The organism is Cochleicola gelatinilyticus (assembly GCF_001637325.1).
Lineage (GTDB): Bacteria > Bacteroidota > Bacteroidia > Flavobacteriales > Flavobacteriaceae > Cochleicola > Cochleicola gelatinilyticus.
This window is the reverse complement of sequence record NZ_LRXL01000045.1, coordinates 307,727-326,644: the sequence shown is the minus strand read 5'-3', so window position 1 is coordinate 326,644 and position 18,918 is coordinate 307,727. Positions and strand designations below refer to the sequence as shown.

The following is an 18,918-nucleotide window of genomic DNA, read 5'->3' as shown; positions in this document are numbered from 1 at the left end:
AAATATTTTTTTGTAGGAAAATATTTACTAAATTTGCTTCATACTACTTATGTATATGTTCACTATTATAGTGCCAAAATTAATAGGAACACATTAAAAACGGGTCTAAGCGGGGGCTGACCCGTTTTTTTATTTTTCTAAACTTACCATAAAAAACAAAAATTATTCCTACAGAAAGCCTTTTTGTATTGTAAGAAAATACGTAAGTGTTTACACGTATTTTTCCGATAAAGCGCAAAAAAAGATGCTTAAATGTAAATTTCGCTTGCACAGTATATAGAAGTGTTCTATATTTGAACTATAGTTAATTACTTATGTATCAAATGAATTCGCTACGAGCCCCAACTGTAGCGAACCAATTAAAGGAGCGGAGCCCTAACCGCTCTTTTTTTATGGGTTTAATTTAAGAAAAAGACTGCATTTCAACTAAATTATAATAAACCCCAGCTTTATCGAGTAACTCTTGATGTTTTCCTTGTTCAACAATTTCACCTTTTGAAAGTACAACAATAGTATCTGCATTTTGAATTGTTGAAAGTCGGTGAGCGATCACAATAGAAGTTCGATTTTTCATCATGTTTTCTAATGCTTCCTGTACCAAACGCTCACTTTCGGTATCGAGAGCTGAAGTTGCCTCGTCGAGAATCATAATAGGAGGGTTCTTTAAAACCGCTCTTGCAATACTAAGACGCTGTTTCTGTCCGCCGCTTAATTTTCCACCGCTATCCCCAATGTTAGTTAGAATTCCTTGTGGTAGTTCCTTTACAAACTCCCAAGCATTGGCCACTTTAAGTGCTTCAATAATTTCTTCATCGGTTGCTGTTTCTTTCGCAACTAATAGGTTTCCTTTTACCGTATCATTAAATAAAATAGAGTCTTGTGTTACGAGTCCGAGCAAACCTCGTAACGATTTTTGTGTAATATCTTTTATGTTGTCCCCATCAATTTTAATGGCTCCATTGTCGACATCGTAAAATCGGGTTACTAGGTTGGCAATGGTACTTTTTCCACTACCACTTTGCCCAACCAATGCAACAGTATGTCCTTTAGGTATTTGTAGTGAAAAATTGTTTAACACCCATTCTTTATCATATTTAAAAGCAATGTTTTCTATAGATACTTGTTGTGAAAAATCTTCTTTTACAAGTGCGTCTGGCTTATCTTTAATTGCAGATTCGGTTTCAAGAATTTCTAAAACCCGTTCTGCTGCTGCATTTCCTTTCTTTACATTATAACTTGCTTTACTTATGGCTTTGGCAGGCGTAAGAATATTATACGCAAGTCCCATGTAAGCAATAAAAGCTTCGGGCGGTAACGTTTTTTCAACCAACACCATAGATCCTCCATACCACAATAGAATTGCAATTACAACGATTCCTAAAAATTCGCTTACAGGCGACCCGAGATTCTGTCTATTTAATAAGGTATTCGAAAAATTAAAAAAACGAGTGGTTGATGCTTTAAATTTGTCATCGAAGATCTTTTCGGCGTTGAAACCTTTAATAATTTTAAGTCCACCGAGCGTTTCTTCTAAAATAGATAAAAAGAATCCTTGTTCTTGTTGTACTTTATCACTGTGACGTTTCAAGCTTTTACCAATTCTAGAAATAATAAATCCAGAAACCGGAATAAAGATAAAAACAAAGACGGTGAGCTTTGCACTTATGGCAAGCATAGCAATAATTGTAAAAAGAATCATTAGTGGTTCGCGCACAATAAGTTCTAATATAGATAAAAACGAATGCTGAATTTCGAGTACATCACTAGTAATACGTGCAATAGTATCTCCTTTTCTTTTTTCAGAATAGAAAGAAACCGGTAAATCAATGGTTTTTTTGTAGAGATCATTCCGTAAATCTTTTAAGACACCATTTCGAAGAAAGGTAATGAAGAACATGGCTAGATAGCTAAAAAAGTTCTTTAATAAAAAGGTAGAAATTACCAACCCGATCATGATAAGTAGGGTATTCATTTCCCCTGAACTTTCAATTTTCATAGTGGTATAATAATTCAGGTAATTTTCAAAATAATCTCCCAGTTCGAAAATTCCTTGATATTCTGGTTTTTCAGTGATTTTAGCTGAATTATCAAATAAAACCTTTAACATAGGAATTAAAGATACAAATGCCAATGTTCCAAAAAGTGCATAGAACACATTAGCGATTATATTAAGCCAAGCATACGCTTTGTAAGGAATGGCGTAGCGAAGTATTTTTTTAAAGTAGTTCATTCGATTGTATTAATCCACGTTAAGATCTGCGGTAATGGTATTAATTTTTTTCTGAAGTGTTTCTTCAATAGTTGTTTCTGTTTTTGTATTTACGCTTATATAAAACTTTATTTTAGGCTCTGTACCGCTGGGGCGTGCTGCTATTTTGCTTCCGTCTTCAGTATAAAATATAAGTACATTTGAAAGTGGAATGTTTAGTTGAGAGTGAGTTCCTTCTTTAACATTTACGGCTTCGTTTTTTGAATAATCCTCAATACGTATAACATTGCTTCCCCCAATTTCAGTAAAAGGATTACTCCGCATTTTTGCCATCATTTCTGAAATTTCTTGCGCTCCTTTTTTACCCTTTTTTACAATAGATATTAGGTGTTCACTATAATGTCCATATTGATGATAGATTTCCTGAAGATACTCAAACATACTACTATCACCCTCTTTTTTTTGTGCGGCAATTTCACAAGCAAGTAGGGTAGCGGTTACAGCATCTTTATCGCGAACAAAGTCACCCACCATAAAACCGAAGCTCTCTTCTCCACCTCCTATAAACTCTAGTTCTGGAAAATCTTTAACCATTTTGGCGATCCATTTAAAGCCAGTGAGTCCTTCTTTATAGATCACACCAAAATCTTCCGTTACCTTTCGCATCATTGGAGTGGATACAATGGTAGAAGCAACAAACTGATTTCCATTTAGTCTTCCAGCATTTTTCCATTGTTCTAATAAAAAATGCGTTTTTAAAACCATTGCCTGGTTTCCGTTTAAAATAACCATTTTATTTTGTGCATTTCTCACAGCAATTCCGAGGCGATCGCAATCGGGATCGGTTCCTATCACGATATCGGCTCCTTGTTGTTCTGCGATTTCTATGGCCATTTTAAGTGCTTCGGGTTCTTCTGGATTTGGCGACACTACGGTCGGAAAATCACCGTCTGGCGTAGCTTGTTCCTCAACAACGGTAACCTTTTTATATCCGGCAGCTTCTAACACTCTTGGTATCATCGTTATGGAAGTTCCGTGTAACGATGTGAAAACAATCTTCAGATTATCTTTCGCTTGTTGTGAAGTATTAAAACTTCCGTTCTCGATTGAAGCTTTTGCAAATGCATCGTCCACTTCCGAAGCAATTAATTTAATACGTTCCGATTTTGCTTCAAAATTAATGTTATGATATTCTAAACTATTTATTTCAGAAATAATAGCACTGTCCTGTGGCGGAACCAATTGCCCTCCATCTTCCCAATACACTTTATAACCGTTGTATTCTGGTGGGTTGTGAGAGGCTGTTAAAACAATTCCGCACTGGCAATTAAGAAACTTTACAGCGAATGAAAGTTCTGGCGTTGGACGTAGATCTGAAAACAAATACACGTTTATGTCGTTTGCAGAAAAAACATTTGCAACTACTTGTGCGAGTTCTTTGCTGTTGTGCCTGCAGTCGAAAGCGATCGCGACAGAAATATCTTTTCCTTGAAATTGTTGCCTGAGGTAGTTTGAAAGTCCTTGGGTGTTTCTACCTAAGGTATATTTGTTTATCCTATTGTCTCCAACTCCCATGACACCACGCATACCTCCAGTTCCGAAAGCGAGATCTTTATAAAAACTGTCTTCCAGTGTTTCGGGATCGTTTGCGATGAGTTCTTTTATTGTTTCTTGTGTCGAAGCATCAAAAGTAGGTGTTAGCCATTTATTAACGCGGTCTAAGGTCTTAGGATCGATATAAATCATACTGAAAATTTAAACCCTGTTATGGTGAAAAACAGGCGGCACAAAAATAAGGAATCTTGTTGATTATTCTCTGACGTTTCTACGTTCTTTAATAATGTAGTCTGGGCTGTTCTTTTTATTACGAAGAATTAATTCGCCTATAAATCCGGCGAGAAAGAACTGACTTCCAAGAATCATGGATGTAAGTGCGATATAGAATTCGGGACGCTGGGTAAGGAGTCTTCCGCTGGTATGTATAAAAAGTTTATCGATTCCCAAAAAGAGCGCAAAGCAAAACCCTAGAAATAACATAAATGCACCCCAAGCTCCAAATAGGTGCATTGGGCGTTTTCCAAAACTAGACAGAAACCAGATAGTGATAAGGTCTAGAAATCCACGCACAAATCGTTCGGCACCAAATTTTGTAGTTCCGTATTTTCGGGCTTGATGTTGTACTACTTTTTCGGTGATCTTGGAAAACCCTGCATTCTTTGCCAATACAGGAATATAGCGATGCATTTCCCCGTTAACCTCAATGGTTTTAATAACATCGTTTCTATACGCTTTTAATCCGCAGTTAAAGTCATGTAAGTTTACTCCCGAAGTTTTTCTAGCTGCAAAATTAAAGAGCTTTGAAGGAAGATTTTTGGCTACTACAGAGTCGTAGCGTTTTTTCTTCCAGCCAGAAACGAGGTCATATCCTTCAGACACGATCATCGCATACATTTCGGGGATTTCTTCTGGATTGTCTTGAAGATCGGCATCCATTGTAATAACGACATCTCCTTCAGCAATGGCAAAACCTGCATGCAGTGCTTGAGACTTTCCGAAGTTTTTTAAAAATCGAATTCCTTTAACCTCTGGGTGTTCTTTACTTAGTTGTTCAATAAGTTTCCAAGAACCATCGGTACTTCCGTCGTCGATAAAAATGAGTTCATATAAAAAATCATTGGATCGCATAACACGCGCGATCCAATGATATAATTCGGTAAGTGATTCATCTTCATTAAGAAGGGGAATTACGATAGATATGTTCATTCAAATTACTATTGTAAGTGTTCTGGCTTGTTGTTTTTCATAGCAAGTCCAGCAATTAAAGATATAATAAAACCGAAAAATAAAGTCCCAATCAAACCAAAGAGCGACATCATCCATGGCGTTGTAAATTTTTCTGTCATTTTTAATCCCATTTCGGCTTGTTCATCGGTGATGTTTGGGTTCTGCTCGTACATTTGTCGTTCGGTCTGTTCTAAGATCTGTCCAATAAAATCTGGTTCGATCACAGTTACAAATAAATACATAAAAAGTGCTCCAATAAGTCCCGAGATTAAAGAGATGGTAAGTCCTGTTTTTAAAGCTTCTCCTAATGACATAAAGCCAGCATTAGCAGCCTTAAACGCTTTTAACCCATAAACTATTAGAGCAACCATTATTGCTACGCTTAAAGCGCTGGTCCACCAAGGTCTTTCAGCAGACATTCCTAGTACCCATATGACTACTGAAAAGGCAACCGAAATAAGGCCCAGTATCAATCCGTAATTAACACCAATTTTTTTTGTTGAAGCAGTTTGTGTTTCCATGTTGGTAGAAGTTTTTTAGTTTGGTTGGTTAGTAAACAAAGATAGTAAAACGTTACAATTAATTTTTGCAAAGTAGAATATCTAATGCACCGCTATTTAAACAAACCTTAAATTCTTGTTGAAATAAAGTATATTCGCATTTTAATAATGATTTTATAGGGTAAAAAAACTATAGAATTTTTATTGTAGAATTATAAATAATCCTTATTTTTGCACTCTCAAATCCTAAACTTGGAGGCGACATAAGTAAAAAAATAATAAGATGAGAAAAGGTATCCACCCTGAAAATTATAGAATTGTAGCTTTTAAAGACATGTCTAACGAGGATGTGTTCTTAACAAAATCTACTGCTGAAACCAAAGAAACTATCGAGGTTGATGGTGTTGAGTATCCGGTTGTAAAAATGGAGATTTCGAGAACATCACACCCTTTCTACACAGGTAAAGCTAAACTTATCGATACTGCAGGACGTATCGACAAATTCAAGAACAAATACAACAAGTTCAAGAAAGCGCCTAAAGCTGCTAAGACTGAAGAAGCTAAAACTGAAGAATAGAGTTTTCTTCGTTTATAATATAACAGAGCCTTCGAGAAATCGGAGGCTTTTTTTTTACCTAATATTAAAGTCGTTATAGCCTATAAATAAAATTTGCGTTCTTCACATAAATTGTTCGCAGATCTTACTTCATATCTATTGAAAATCTTATTTTTATAATCATACTTAATACGTACAAATGAATTACATACTTTTCGACGGAACAGTTCGCAATCAATTATTACCATTCACATACACACGTCCGGTAGCAGATATTCGTGTAGGAATTCTTACCATTCGTGAAAAGTGGGAACATTTCCTTGGCTTTACAACAACAACTATTACTGAAGAATACCTCGAAGAAAAGTACCCAATGGTAGAACTGGAATCGAATATTCTTATTAATGCTTCCTTTATTCCTTCTGAAAACTTAGCGGGGATCGTTGAAAATCTAACTGAAAATCAAGCGTTGTTTTTCGAAGATGAGCCCATCGCTTTTTTTACGACGGAAGGGCAGGAAGTAGATTTTGAAACATTTGAAATAATTCAGTATTCTCATGACGACGTATTGCGTATAGAACATACTTGGGATATTTTCTCTAAAAATCATGAAGCAATTGCAAGAGATTTCGAAATGCTCACCAAAGAACGAACTTCGCAAGCAATTCCTGAAACTACAGTTGCTTTTAATGAGAAACAAATCTTTATTGAAGAAGGTGCCAAACTGCCACTTTGTTCTTTAAATGCAACCGACGGACCCATATACATTGGAAAAGATGCTGAAATTATGGAAGGTGTGATGATTCGGGGGCCTTTTGCGCTATGCGAACATGCAACGGTAAAAATGAGTGCAAAGATTTACGGAGGTACCACGGTTGGACCACACAGTAAAGTAGGAGGAGAGGTGAATAATTCTGTGATCTTTGGGTTTTCAAACAAAGGACATGATGGATTTCTTGGAAATTCAGTAATAGGAGAGTGGTGTAATTTGGGAGCAGATACGAATAACTCAAACCTTAAAAATAATTATGCTGAAGTCCGTTTGTGGGATTACGAAACCGAAGGCTTTGCGCGCACCGGATTACAATTCTGCGGATTAATGATGGGCGATCACAGTAAGTGCGGTATCAATACCATGTTTAATACAGGAACTGTCGTGGGAGTAAGCGCTAATATCTTCGGAAGCGGTTTTCCACGTAACTTTATCCCGAGTTTTAGTTGGGGAGGAAGCGCTGGAATGACCACGTATAAAACCAACAAAGCTTTTGAAGTAGCCAAAGTCGTGATGTCGCGTCGCAACATAGCATTTTCTGAAACGGATGCTGCAATTATGGAACATGTTTTTAATGAAACAGCCAAATGGCGGAAAGGATAGGTGCATGGGTTAAATTACAACCTTGAGACCACTTAAAACTTCACATCTTGATAACTCGGATCGAATACAAAGGCGATAATTGAAGGGGAAATGTATAGTAAAAAAAGAGCCAGTAAAATGGAGACGGCAACAATAATGTACGTCTTTATTTTTTCGGCTTTTTGTTTTTTTAGGAGTTTAAGTTTAAAAACCTGAAGCTCGTTAGCAGTCATCTTTTTATGATCCACAAACGTCTTGTAAGATCCATTACCATGACGTACTTTCTATTCGAAATACTTATCCCTTTTTGCTAACTGACTTTTATTATTTCGCAGTGACTGTATCATAGCTGCGGCCGAACCTCCAAATCCCATACGTTACCTTTTACAGGTTATACGTGTAATTTGTAGGAAAAGTTACATTTTTGAAGTTGAATCTTATAACAGTAAAAAATAGACGGCAATCGAAGGATACTTTATGCCTCTTATAGATAGTTTTTCCAAAGTAAAAACTTATCGTTCTTTCTTCACCCGTTTCAGTACTAAAAAATTCTGTGGATTAATACCCAGTCCCGTTACCTTTTTATTTACAAAACGAACTGCCATATCATAAAAAAGAGGAACTACGGGAGCTTCAGCAATTATGATTGAATCCATTTCACGGTAGAGAACCTTGCGCTTTTCAATGTCTGAAAAACGCATACTGGCATCGTATAAACTATCGAAAGTTTCATTTTTAAAATGCATGTAATTGGGGCCGTTGGGAGTAAAATTTGGACTGTAAAACAACGATAAATAATTTTCAGCGTCGGGATAATCGGCAATCCAACTTGCACGAAAAACATCTAGTTCTCCACTACTTTTCATTTGTCGAAGGGTAGAGGGAGGCACTACATCGATTGTTACGTTAATGCCTAGTTTTTCAAGTTCGCGTTGAATGTATTCGCAAAGATCGAGGTACTGACTGTTGGTACCAATAATAATTTCAGGATTTGCGTCTCCACTTTCTTTTTTATATTCTTTAATAAGCGCACGTGCACTATCGGGCTGATACGTATATCCCTCAAGTTCCGAAAATCCGGGAAGGCCTTTTGGTATAAATCCGTGAACGGCAGGAATTCCCATACCATTACGTAAATACATCACCATTTTTTCACGATCAAAACCATAATTTACAGCCTGTCGTAGTAGCTTCGATTGAATCTCGGGTGTATCGGCGCCCATAAAAAAACCCAAATACTCCGTATTTAAGTAGGGAGTTGTAATTAAGTTTACCCGATCTGCGTATGCAGGTTGAAGCTTGCCTTGTGTGGTAATAATTTCATCTTTATACGAATTGTCCAACCCCGATACAAAATCGATATTACCCTGTGAAAACTGGAGAAATTCACTTTGTTTATCTGGTAAAAAAGTTATGGCTACCGCTTCTAAATAAGGAAGTTGATTTCCTTGCTTGTCAATCTCAAAATACAACGGATTTTTTCGAAGCACAAGTTTTACATTTTCTTCCCATAATTTAAACTGAAAAGGACCAGTGCCAATAGGATTACTTCGGAATTCGTTTCCATAATGTTCTACAATTTCTTTTGGAACTACCGAGCAATAACGCATAGAAAGTAACCCCAGAAAGGCAGGGAAATTTTGTTTTAACTGAATGGTAAACGTAGTATCATTTTCTGCGCGGTATGAATGCACATTTTGAAGTACCCAACTTCCGGGAGAAGCTATCTTTTCGTCGGTAAGCCTATTGAAACTATACACAAAGTCTGAAGCCGTTACTGTTCGAGTTGAATCTTTCCCAAATAAAGCATGTTTATGAAATTTTACATTTTTCCGTAAATAGAACGTATATGTATGTGTTGTGTCGTCTATTTCCCAAGAAGCAGCAATATCGGGTTGAATGTTTAGAGAATCATCTAATTGCACCAAACCATTAAATATTTGATTAGATGGCCAAATACTCTGTGGATTTCTTGCAAATGCCGGGTCTAGCGAAGCAATATTACTATGTTCATTATACCGAAACACCTCATGATCCCGGCTAGAAACAGTAGAGTTGGAACAAGAAGAAATTAGTATAGATAAAGAGATTCCAAGTACTAAAGACGTATATTTTTGAATATTCAAAGTTGGGAATAGAAAATTAGTTGATTAAATAAAACTATAATTTTAAATAGGAGTATAGAAAAAGTTTAAACCTCAAGCCAACAGGATACAGTACTAAAGCCAAAATAGTTTTGTATTTTTGCACTCTTATTTTTCAATGTAAAGGTACAAAGATGAGTTCTACTAAAAAAGTCGCATTCTATACGCTCGGTTGCAAACTGAACTTCAGTGAAACCTCTACAATTGCGCGCGATTTTGAAAAAGAAAATTTTCAACGTGTTGATTTTTCTGAAAGCGCCGATGTCTATGTTATTAATACTTGTAGCGTTACAGAAAATGCCGATAAGCGATTTAAAAGAATTGTTAAACAAGCACAGAAGTCTAATCCCGATGCATTTGTTGCAGCAATTGGTTGTTATGCACAATTAAAACCTCAAGAATTAGCCGATGTAAATGGTGTAGATCTTGTTTTAGGTGCAACAGAAAAATTCAAACTAACGGGATATTTAAATGAACTTACTGCGAATCCAGATTGGGAGAAAGGAACCGCAGCAATTCATTCCTGTGAGATTAAAGATGCAGATTTTTACGTGGGCTCTTATGCGGTCGGTGATCGTACGCGTGCGTTTTTAAAAGTTCAAGATGGTTGTGACTATAAATGCACTTACTGCACCATTCCTTTAGCGAGAGGTATTTCGCGTAGCGATGCGTTAGATAATGTTTTAAAAAATGCTTCAGAAATAGCAGCTCAAGATATTAAAGAAATAGTGCTAACTGGAGTAAATATTGGAGACTACGGAAAAGGAGAATTTGGCAATAAGAAGCATGAACACACATTTTTAGATTTAGTACAGGCTTTAGATGAAGTTCCTGGAATTGAACGGTTGCGTATTTCTTCTATAGAGCCAAACCTTCTGAAAGATGAAACGATAGAGTTTGTTTCAGAATCAGACACCTTTGTTCCTCATTTTCATATTCCGTTACAAAGTGGGAACAACACATTACTGAAGCAAATGCGCCGTCGTTATATGCGTGAACTTTATACAGAACGAGTTCAAAAAATTCGTGAAGTCATGCCAGATGCTTGTATTGGCGTCGACGTTATCGTTGGGTTTCCTGGTGAAACGGAAGAATTGTTTTTAGAAACGTACAACTATTTAAATGAATTAGATGTTTCATATCTACATGTTTTTACGTATTCGGAGCGGGATAATACTCCTGCTGCTACTATGGAAGGGGCGGTTTCTAAAAAGGTAAGAAGTAAACGTAGTAAAATGTTACGCGGGTTGTCTGCAAAAAAGCGACGTGCCTTTTATGAAGGTCAATTAACGACCCATCGCACAGTTTTGTTCGAAGGAGAAAATAAACTGGGATATATTCATGGCTTTACTGAAAATTACGTAAAAGTAAAAGCACCATGGAACCCAGAATTGGTAAATACCCTACACAATGTTACACTTACCGATATTGATGATGATGGACTGGTACGATTTAATTTCGATGAAAAAGCTATATCAGCATAATGTTAAATTGCGTTAGGGATTGAGGCGGCATCCTTTTTTAAAACCTTTTTTAGTAAGTTTTAAAAAAGATATAGCAGAAAGCCCGACAACTGTAGCAACGCGGAAGTTGAAACGCCAAAATAAGTTGTTATATGTTAATCCCTACCGGAAGAAGAGATTTGTATTTTCTTCGGTTTTTTCGTAGAAATCCAGCAATTTCTGGACTGGTAGGAACCAAACTTATTTCTCGTCTTTTAACTTCTTCGAAAACAGCTTTAATGAATATTTCTCTAAAACCTTGGTCTTCTAATTCCTCGGGCATCTCATATTTAGTGAGAAAGATCTTTCGGTCTTGAAGCGCATATTCGATACGTGCCATGTTATCACCTATTTCGAGTTCGAATTGTCGTAAAAATTCGTTGTCGGTAATTTCAACATCTTCAATCATAGGGAGGTTTTTTAATTCTTTTAATAATATGCATACCATCGTTAGGTATGTTTCTAAATTGGGGTGTCTTTTTTTCCAAAGTATTACGAAGTTGGAATCTCCGAGAGTGGTTTGTTTTTTTGATCTTTAAATAAAAGTTCTGTCTTTTGTAATGTTTAAAAACACACACCAAATTGAGTAGTTCGGTCTAGATAATAAATACTATGATTTAGTCTTTTTTAATTTTTTTTTGCTTGTTAGCAAATCAATATTTTCATTTAAAAACCCTATTCATTACCGTTTGATACCTTTATCTTTATCTCGTAAATTTACGAATAATCTTTGGTATTTACCATTTTTATTGAATAAGTATCATAATGAAATTTGAAAAAACACATCTATATTTTGTCCCGGGATTGGCAGCTTCTAAAGAAATTTTTAGAAATATTTCTTTCCCAGAAACTCATTATGAGACACATATCATCGAATGGTTAATTCCAGATAAGAAAGAAACACTGAAGTCTTATGCAAAGCGTATGGCGGCACTAGTTTCTGAAGATAATGCGGTATTAATTGGTGTTTCCTTTGGTGGCGTAGTTGCGCAAGAAATGTCTAAATTTTTAAAGTTAAAACATCTAATTATTATCTCTAGTGTTAAAACTAGAAAAGAATTACCAAGAAGATTAAAGTTTGCACGTAAAACATGGGCATATAAATTAGTGCCAACTAGTCTTGTACTAAGTACCAAAGATCTCACAAGATTTGCAATAGGGCCAAAAACTGAAAAACGACTAAAATTATATCAAGAATATCTTCACGTTCGTGATAAGCAATATTTAGATTGGGCAATCGAAAATATGGTATGTTGGAAACGGACAAAAGGAGTGAAAAAAGTAAAACATATTCACGGAGATGCAGATGTAGTTTTTCCGATTAAAAACATTAAAACAAAACATATTATTAAAGGTGGAACGCATATAATGATTCTTAACAGGGGAAAAGAAGTTTCTGAAAGAATAATGAAATTAGTAGAAAAATAATTATGAGGTGTCTTCAGCAAAGGAGTGGTTTATTTTTTATCTTTAAAAAAAATTAGAAAATCATGAACATATTATCGAAAATTGGAGGAGTAGCAGTGTTGTGTGGAATCGCTTTTATAAGTATTCATGCCGTTCAAGAAGCACCTACAGACGAAATTTTAGAAAAGAAAATTATAAACGATTATAACGTATATGCATTGCCCATTCCTGAGTATATGGAATTTGCTGGAGAGTCGGTCCCGTTAAACAATCCTGATATTCGTGAACGAATGGACCGGGAATTGTTAGTAAACACCTACTGGCAATCTAATGCGTTGCTCATGTTTAAAAGAGCAAACAAATATTTTCCTATCATCGAACCTTTATTAGAAAAATACGGTCTTCCAGATGATTTTAAATATTTAGCGGTTGCTGAAAGTGGATTAGACAATGTGCGATCGCCTGCAGGGGCTGCTGGATTTTGGCAGTTTCTTTCTAGTACTGGAAAAGAATATGGTTTAGAGATAAACGATTATGTAGACGAACGCTATAATTTAGAACTCGCAACTAAAGTGGCTGCAGAGTACCTAAAGAAATCGAATGATAAATTTGGAAGTTGGACAGCCGCAGCAGCAGCTTATAATGCTGGAAATGGAGGAGTTAATAAACAGATGGTTCGACAAGATGTTACAGATTATTATGATTTATTATTAAATAGTGAAACGAGTAGGTATGTGTTTAGAATTTTAGCCTTTAAAGAAATCATGTCTAATCCGAAGAAATATGGGTTTAATTTTAGAGATCAAGATTTGTATCAACCTATACCTACGTACAATCTAAAAGTAGATAAACCCGTAGATGATTTTGCTCAATTTGCTAAAGAACAAGGCATTAATTATAAAATTCTTAAAATTCACAATCCGTGGTTACGAGATACGTATTTAAAAAATGCATCTGGAAAAGAATATTATATTCAAATACCTGAAAAAGGGTATTATACGATGGGGCAGTAATTGGCTTTTTCTACGGAAACAAATCTTTATAAATACTATATCTGAAATTAATTTTAAACATATTATTAAGTAGCATTGCCCTTTCGTCTTGTGTAAATACAAGTAAGGAAGGGTTTTTATTACCAGAAAATGCTACTTATCTATTAACTGAAGACTCTATTAAGACCTGGAAATTAGCAAAGCGATTTAATAACGGTCATAGAATGAATATGGGCGACTGCTTTCTATCCTATAGAATTTCTTATTTAAAAGAAATGAAAGTGTATGACAATAATGGTGATTTTTCAGAATGTGGTCCTTCACTTAAAGCCTCTTGGTCTTTGGTAACTAATACGAACGGAAGTTTTATTAAAGTTACAGGAGAACAGCTTCCGAAGTTATTTAATATTCCAGAAAACTATAAATACTTTCAAATCGATAGTCTCTCTGAAGAAATACTTAATTTACGATTTGAGCATGCTCAGTTTTCAGGTAAGAAATCTATTATTATAGATCATTTTGTTCCCGAAAACGCTCTTGTAGAAAATCGAGATTTTCATTACTAACGACGAAATGGTATAAATTAAAACGGCCCCTATCAATTTGATAAAGACCGTCCCTACTAACTTAACTACTACTACTTATATATTAACTATGGTGCCATTATTATGGTATTTTTGTCGCTACAGGATTTAAGTTTGTGTTCGGACTTAGACTTTTAAGTGTCGCTACTCCATTTAAGAATGAATCATAATTCATATTAAATGAAGTATCGTACGATTCGTTATAGGCATGTAAAACACCTCTCTGTACATCTAAAATCCTTTTATTACTGTCTATGTAAAATGAAGTAGGAAAACCTAAGCTATGCTTCATTGTTTTAACAACATGATTGTTTGTATTTTCTTTTTCGTCTACATACATAACATTAATTTTTTTGTGATATTCTTTAGTAGCTTTCTTCACTTTATCTTTAGAATCCCAAAAGAGAACAACAAAGTCGATTTCATCATGGTGTTCTGCAACAAGGTCATTTAAAGCTGGAATTTCACCTACTCCTGGAACACACCAAGAAGCATACGTAATTAAGAATACAGGTTTTTTAAAATCATTTAGCTCGCTTTTTTTACCTGAAAGTTTCTTTACTTTAAAATTATCTAAGTAGCTACCGTTTACAACATTATTAATTAATGAGTCGAAAAGAAATTCTGCTCTTTCTAAATTGTTGTCTGCGTATGCCCGTTGAGATTCTTGCGTAAACTTTTTAATATGTTTTCCTATTTTTTGAGAAAAATAGTCTTCACGAGCCATATCCTGAGCTTGTAATGTGAAAGAAAATAAGATAAAAAGTGTGAGTAGTTTTGTCCCCATAAAACCGTGTTATTTGTTGTTCGGGACAAATGTATGTAGGAGTTTCTTTACAAAAGAAATTATTCGTTAACGTGATTAAATTATTCGTTAAAAAGCATAAAGGTGTAAGAAAGTGCTGTAGGAATGATGATTATCGTCTTCCAGCACGTCCTGCTTGCTTACCGAATTGCTGTCTAGGTTGCCCCATCTTTTTCATTTGTTGTTGCATCATCTTAATCTGCTCGTCCATCATATTATGCTTATCGAGTTTCTTAGCTTCTTTTAAAAGAATTTGGGCTTCTCGTTTTCGATTTTTCGTCATAGCAATGCCTGCAAGATTTAATTTTGCCATTGCCATATCAGCATCCATAGATAATCCTAAAGAAATCGATTTTTTAAAATACTTTTCGGCTTCATTCATATTCGTTTGAGAAACCATTAATCCGTTTAAGTAATTATAATACCCTTGTTGTTTTGTTACTAAAGCAGCTTCAGGATTTTTAATTTTATCTAACCACTTTTTTGCTCCTGGAAAATCTTGTTTACGAAGACGAAGAAATGCCAATAGAATAATTTCATTTTTAAAATAGAGGAATATAAAAACTGTAGATAATAATAGGTACATGATACCATTGCCTATATTTCCTTCTACAAATTGCCATACTGCTAGTGCTATGATTAAGGCGGCTAAAACTAATTTAATATTTTTATGAAACATGAATGCTATTTTTATTGAATGCGAGCCATGTTATGGCTTTATTTTTTTGAAGACACAAAGGTACTAAAAACAATCAAAAATATTTTACTTTTGCACTTGGGAAAGTAAAAAAACATTGTATATTTGCACCCGCATATGCAAAAGAATATTGCTGCAAAAGATGCTTCTTTAATTAAGAACATCAAAATAGATAAAGAAAAAGATTTTTTTAGAAGATAAAGTATACTAAAAATGAGCAAAAGAACATTTCAGCCATCAAAAAGAAAGAGAAGAAACAAACACGGTTTTAGAGAGCGTATGGCTTCTGTAAACGGAAGAAAAGTTCTGGCTGCCCGAAGAGCAAAAGGCAGAAAGAAAATATCTGTGTCTTCTGAAACTCGTCACAAAAAATAATGTTGATAAGTCATATATAAAAGGTGTTGTTTTTAAAAGCAACACCTTTTTTTTATACCCTAACGTGTCCTAATTTTACACACCGAATAAAGTTTCATTTACAATGCCAAAAAACACATCCTTAAAATCTATCCTTATCATCGGCTCAGGGCCTATTATTATTGGTCAAGCCTGTGAATTTGATTATTCTGGTTCTCAAGCGTTACGCTCGCTTCGTGAAGATGGAATAGAAACCATTCTCATCAATTCTAATCCTGCAACCATCATGACCGACCCTAAAATGGCCGATCATGTATACCTCTTGCCACTTACAACAAAGTCTATTTTGCAGATTTTAAAAGAACATCCGCAAATTGATGCTGTATTGCCTACAATGGGAGGACAGACCGCTTTAAATCTTTGTATCGAAGCAGATGAAAAGGGAATTTGGAAAGACTTTAACGTAGAAATTATCGGTGTCGATATCGATGCCATTAATATCACCGAAGATCGAGAGCAATTTAGAACCTTGATGGAAAAGATCGGTGTTCCCATGGCACCACAGGCAACGGCTAAATCTTACCTTGAAGGAAAAGAAATAGCTCAAGAATTTGGTTTTCCATTAGTAATTCGTGCCTCTTATACGTTAGGTGGAGCAGGAGCTTCCATTGTATATAAGCCTGAAGATTTTGATGAATTATTAAGTCATGGTTTAGAAATTTCACCTATCCACGAAGTCATGATCGATAAAGCGATGATGGGTTGGAAAGAGTATGAGCTGGAATTACTTCGTGATCGTAACGATAATGTGGTAATTATATGTACCATCGAAAATATGGATCCGATGGGAATTCATACTGGAGATTCTATTACTGTCGCACCGGCAATGACCTTAAATGATCGTACACAGCAACGCATGCGTGATATGGCGATTAAGATGATGCGTAGTATTGGAGATTTCGCAGGAGGGTGTAATGTACAATTTGCAGTGAGTCCAGATGAAAATGAAGATATCATTGCTATTGAGATCAATCCACGTGTATCGCGTTCTTCGGCCTTAGCTTCAAAAGCAACTGGGTATCCAATTGCAAAGATCGCTGCAAAGTTAGCTATTGGGTATCATCTGGATGAACTTGAAAATCAGATTACCAAATCTACTTCTGCATTATTCGAACCTACGCTCGATTATGTAATCGTTAAAATACCTCGATGGAATTTCGATAAATTTGAAGGGTCCGATCGTACGTTAGGACTTCAAATGAAAGCAGTAGGAGAAGTGATGGGAATTGGACGTTCGTTTCAAGAAGCGCTTCATAAAGCTACACAATCACTTGAAATTAAACGAAATGGTCTTGGTGCCGACGGAAAAAGTTATACCAATTACGAACAGATTCTGGACAAACTGAAAAACGCAAGCTGGGATCGTGTCTTCGTGATTTATGATGCCATTCAGATAGGAATTCCGTTGAGCAGAATCCATGAGATCACAAAGATCGATATGTGGTTCTTACGACAGTATGAAGAATTGTACTTGTTGGAAAAAGAGATCTCTACCTTTACACTCGAAACCCTTCCGAGGGAATTACTGCTCGAAGCGAAACAAAAAGGATATGGGGACCGACAAATAGCACACATGCTAAAATGCTTGGAGAGCCAAGTGTATAAAAAACGAGAAGAATTAAACATACAACGCGTTTATAAATTAGTTGATACATGTGCAGCCGAGTTTAAAGCGCAAACACCATATTACTATTCTACGTTCGAGAACGAAATGGAAGTGGACGGCGAAAAACCGTATGCTGAGAATGATAGTATTGTTAGTGATAAAAAGAAAGTAATTGTATTAGGATCGGGACCCAACCGTATCGGACAAGGAATTGAATTCGATTATTGTTGCGTGCACGGAGTACTTGCAGCGAGTGAAGTGGGATATGAGACCATCATGATTAACTGTAATCCCGAAACCGTATCGACCGATTTTGATGTGGCCGATAAATTATATTTCGAGCCAGTTTTCTGGGAACATATTTACGATATCATTCGTCATGAAAAGCCGGAAGGAGTAATTGTACAACTGGGTGGACAAACTGCTTTAAAATTAGCAGAGAAATTAGAACGTTACGGAATTAAGATTATGGGAACTAGTTTTGAATCTCTCGATCTTGCTGAAGACCGTGGTAGTTTCTCAAGAATTCTAAAAGAAAATAACATTCCTTATCCAGAGTTCGGGGTTGCAGAAACCACCGATGAAGCCTTGGCATTGGCAGATGAACTTGACTTCCCGCTATTAATTCGGCCATCGTATGTGTTAGGAGGTCAGGGAATGAAGATTGTAATCAACAAACAAGAATTAGAAGAGCACGTAGTAGATTTACTTCGGAAAATTCCGAATAATAAATTATTGTTAGATCATTATTTAGACGGTGCGATTGAAGCAGAAGCTGATGCGATCTGTGATGGAGAAGATGTGTACATCATCGGGATCATGGAGCACATAGAACCTTGCGGAATACACTCTGGAGATTCTAACGCATTACTTCCTCCTTTTAATTTAGGAGATCTTGTACTGCAGCAAATAAAAGATCATACTAAAAAGATTGCTTTAGCCTTAAATACAGTAGGTTTAATAAATATTCAGTTCGCGATTAAAGACGAAAAAGTTTTTATAATTGAAGCGAATCCTAGAGCCTCTAGAACCGTTCCTTTTATTGCAAAGGCTTATGGAGAGCCTTATGTAAATTACGCAACAAAAGTAATGCTGGGGCATAGTAAGGTGAAAGATTTCGATTTTAATCCGAAGTTGGAAGGATATGCCATTAAGCAGCCAGTCTTCAGTTTTAATAAATTTCCAAATGTGAACAAACAGTTGGGGCCCGAAATGAAAAGTACGGGAGAAAGTATCTTATTTATCGATAGCCTTAAAGATGATGCTTTTTATGATCTTTATTCAAGAAGAAGAATGTATTTGAGTAAATAAAACCCAAACTTTTTTTATCTAAAAGACTGAAGATTAAATTCTATGGAATTTAG

General features: G+C 35.6%; 16 protein-coding genes. 8 read left to right on the top strand and 8 right to left on the bottom strand.

Annotated elements, in window-relative coordinates; all coding sequences use genetic code 11:
• Positions 1-403: 403 nt before the first annotated feature.
• The 4 genes from ULVI_RS12060 to ULVI_RS12045 form a co-directional block, all read right to left on the bottom strand.
• On the bottom strand, positions 404-2,230 hold the full coding sequence (locus tag ULVI_RS12060; RefSeq protein WP_068593033.1) for an ABC transporter ATP-binding protein: 1,827 nt from the start codon (positions 2,228-2,230) through the stop codon (positions 404-406).
• A gap of 9 nt (positions 2,231-2,239) precedes the next feature.
• Complete coding sequence (locus ULVI_RS12055; RefSeq protein ID WP_157632614.1) at positions 2,240-3,955, bottom strand: phospho-sugar mutase; 1,716 nt, start codon at positions 3,953-3,955, stop codon at positions 2,240-2,242.
• Between the two features lie 63 nt (positions 3,956-4,018).
• Positions 4,019-4,972: a glycosyltransferase family 2 protein gene (locus ULVI_RS12050; protein WP_068593032.1), complete on the bottom strand. Its 954-nt coding sequence runs from the start codon at positions 4,970-4,972 to the stop codon at positions 4,019-4,021.
• 8 nt (positions 4,973-4,980) lie between these two features.
• Positions 4,981-5,514, bottom strand: a complete 534-nt coding sequence (locus ULVI_RS12045) for a DUF4199 domain-containing protein (protein WP_068593031.1) — start codon at positions 5,512-5,514, stop codon at positions 4,981-4,983.
• 262 nt (positions 5,515-5,776) lie between these two features.
• Here ULVI_RS12045 and ULVI_RS12040 point away from each other — a divergent pair, with 262 nt between their 5' ends.
• Together ULVI_RS12040 and ULVI_RS12035 are read left to right on the top strand one after the other, a co-directional pair.
• Positions 5,777-6,070 carry a type B 50S ribosomal protein L31 gene (locus ULVI_RS12040; protein ID WP_068593030.1) on the top strand — a complete coding sequence of 98 codons (294 nt, stop codon included), beginning with the start codon at positions 5,777-5,779 and terminating at the stop codon, positions 6,068-6,070.
• Positions 6,071-6,248: 178 nt separating this feature from the next.
• The gene (locus ULVI_RS12035) at positions 6,249-7,424 is read left to right on the top strand and encodes a GlmU family protein (RefSeq protein ID WP_068593029.1); all 1,176 of its coding nucleotides are present in this window, start codon (positions 6,249-6,251) and stop codon (positions 7,422-7,424) included.
• Between the two features lie 491 nt (positions 7,425-7,915).
• Here the strand turns inward: ULVI_RS12035 and ULVI_RS12025 are convergent, their stop codons facing one another.
• Positions 7,916-9,523 (bottom strand): ABC transporter substrate-binding protein, encoded by a 1,608-nt coding sequence (locus tag ULVI_RS12025; RefSeq protein WP_068593108.1) that lies wholly within the window; start codon positions 9,521-9,523, stop codon positions 7,916-7,918.
• A 158-nt stretch (positions 9,524-9,681) separates the two neighbouring features.
• On the opposite strand from ULVI_RS12025, the gene mtaB reads away from it, so the two are divergent.
• Positions 9,682-11,031 carry a tRNA (N(6)-L-threonylcarbamoyladenosine(37)-C(2))-methylthiotransferase MtaB gene (mtaB, locus tag ULVI_RS12020; protein ID WP_068593027.1) on the top strand — a complete coding sequence of 450 codons (1,350 nt, stop codon included), beginning with the start codon at positions 9,682-9,684 and terminating at the stop codon, positions 11,029-11,031.
• A 127-nt stretch (positions 11,032-11,158) separates the two neighbouring features.
• On the opposite strand, the gene ULVI_RS12015 is transcribed toward mtaB, so the two are convergent.
• Positions 11,159-11,458, bottom strand: a complete 300-nt coding sequence (locus ULVI_RS12015) for a GNAT family N-acetyltransferase (protein ID WP_068593026.1) — start codon at positions 11,456-11,458, stop codon at positions 11,159-11,161.
• A 356-nt stretch (positions 11,459-11,814) separates the two neighbouring features.
• Between ULVI_RS12015 and ULVI_RS12010 the strand changes: the two genes are divergently transcribed.
• From ULVI_RS12010 to ULVI_RS12000, 3 genes are all read left to right on the top strand, one after another.
• Entirely contained in the window at positions 11,815-12,477 is a 663-nt protein-coding gene (locus tag ULVI_RS12010) for an alpha/beta fold hydrolase (protein WP_068593025.1), read from the top strand.
• Between the two features lie 62 nt (positions 12,478-12,539).
• Positions 12,540-13,469 (top strand): lytic transglycosylase domain-containing protein, encoded by a 930-nt coding sequence (locus ULVI_RS12005; RefSeq protein WP_068593024.1) that lies wholly within the window; start codon positions 12,540-12,542, stop codon positions 13,467-13,469.
• A gap of 209 nt (positions 13,470-13,678) precedes the next feature.
• A complete protein-coding gene (locus tag ULVI_RS12000; RefSeq protein WP_197463507.1) occupies positions 13,679-14,014 on the top strand; it encodes a hypothetical protein in 336 nt (111 codons plus the stop codon).
• 100 nt (positions 14,015-14,114) lie between these two features.
• Here ULVI_RS12000 and ULVI_RS11995 read toward each other — a convergent pair whose 3' ends face one another.
• Together ULVI_RS11995 and ULVI_RS11990 are read right to left on the bottom strand one after the other, a co-directional pair.
• Positions 14,115-14,819, bottom strand: coding sequence for a TlpA family protein disulfide reductase (locus ULVI_RS11995; protein ID WP_068593022.1), 705 nt, complete (start codon positions 14,817-14,819; stop codon positions 14,115-14,117).
• A gap of 130 nt (positions 14,820-14,949) precedes the next feature.
• Positions 14,950-15,516, bottom strand: coding sequence for a hypothetical protein (locus tag ULVI_RS11990; protein ID WP_068593021.1), 567 nt, complete (start codon positions 15,514-15,516; stop codon positions 14,950-14,952).
• A 231-nt stretch (positions 15,517-15,747) separates the two neighbouring features.
• Between ULVI_RS11990 and rpmH the strand changes: the two genes are divergently transcribed.
• A complete protein-coding gene (rpmH, locus tag ULVI_RS15350; RefSeq protein ID WP_082830860.1) occupies positions 15,748-15,909 on the top strand; it encodes a 50S ribosomal protein L34 in 162 nt (53 codons plus the stop codon).
• 103 nt (positions 15,910-16,012) lie between these two features.
• A complete protein-coding gene (gene carB / locus ULVI_RS11985) occupies positions 16,013-18,865 on the top strand; it encodes a carbamoyl-phosphate synthase large subunit (RefSeq protein ID WP_068593020.1) in 2,853 nt (950 codons plus the stop codon).
• Positions 18,866-18,918: the final 53 nt, after the last annotated feature.

Bases quoted from the DNA above. Each gene is read 5' to 3' on its own strand.
- ULVI_RS12060 (WP_068593033.1), bottom strand. From the start codon at position 2,230: ATGAACTACTTTAAAAAAATACTTCGCTACGCCATTCCTTACAAAGCG.
- ULVI_RS12055 (WP_157632614.1), bottom strand. From the start codon at position 3,955: ATGATTTATATCGATCCTAAGACCTTAGACCGCGTTAATAAATGGCTA.
- ULVI_RS12050 (WP_068593032.1), bottom strand. From the start codon at position 4,972: ATGAACATATCTATCGTAATTCCCCTTCTTAATGAAGATGAATCACTT.
- ULVI_RS12045 (WP_068593031.1), bottom strand. From the start codon at position 5,514: ATGGAAACACAAACTGCTTCAACAAAAAAAATTGGTGTTAATTACGGA.
- ULVI_RS12040 (WP_068593030.1), top strand. From the start codon at position 5,777: ATGAGAAAAGGTATCCACCCTGAAAATTATAGAATTGTAGCTTTTAAA.
- ULVI_RS12035 (WP_068593029.1), top strand. From the start codon at position 6,249: ATGAATTACATACTTTTCGACGGAACAGTTCGCAATCAATTATTACCA.
- mtaB (WP_068593027.1), top strand. From the start codon at position 9,682: ATGAGTTCTACTAAAAAAGTCGCATTCTATACGCTCGGTTGCAAACTG.
- ULVI_RS12015 (WP_068593026.1), bottom strand. From the start codon at position 11,458: ATGATTGAAGATGTTGAAATTACCGACAACGAATTTTTACGACAATTC.
- ULVI_RS12010 (WP_068593025.1), top strand. From the start codon at position 11,815: ATGAAATTTGAAAAAACACATCTATATTTTGTCCCGGGATTGGCAGCT.
- ULVI_RS12005 (WP_068593024.1), top strand. From the start codon at position 12,540: ATGAACATATTATCGAAAATTGGAGGAGTAGCAGTGTTGTGTGGAATC.
- ULVI_RS12000 (WP_197463507.1), top strand. From the start codon at position 13,679: ATGGGCGACTGCTTTCTATCCTATAGAATTTCTTATTTAAAAGAAATG.
- ULVI_RS11995 (WP_068593022.1), bottom strand. From the start codon at position 14,819: ATGGGGACAAAACTACTCACACTTTTTATCTTATTTTCTTTCACATTA.
- ULVI_RS11990 (WP_068593021.1), bottom strand. From the start codon at position 15,516: ATGTTTCATAAAAATATTAAATTAGTTTTAGCCGCCTTAATCATAGCA.
- rpmH (WP_082830860.1), top strand. From the start codon at position 15,748: ATGAGCAAAAGAACATTTCAGCCATCAAAAAGAAAGAGAAGAAACAAA.
- carB (WP_068593020.1), top strand. From the start codon at position 16,013: ATGCCAAAAAACACATCCTTAAAATCTATCCTTATCATCGGCTCAGGG.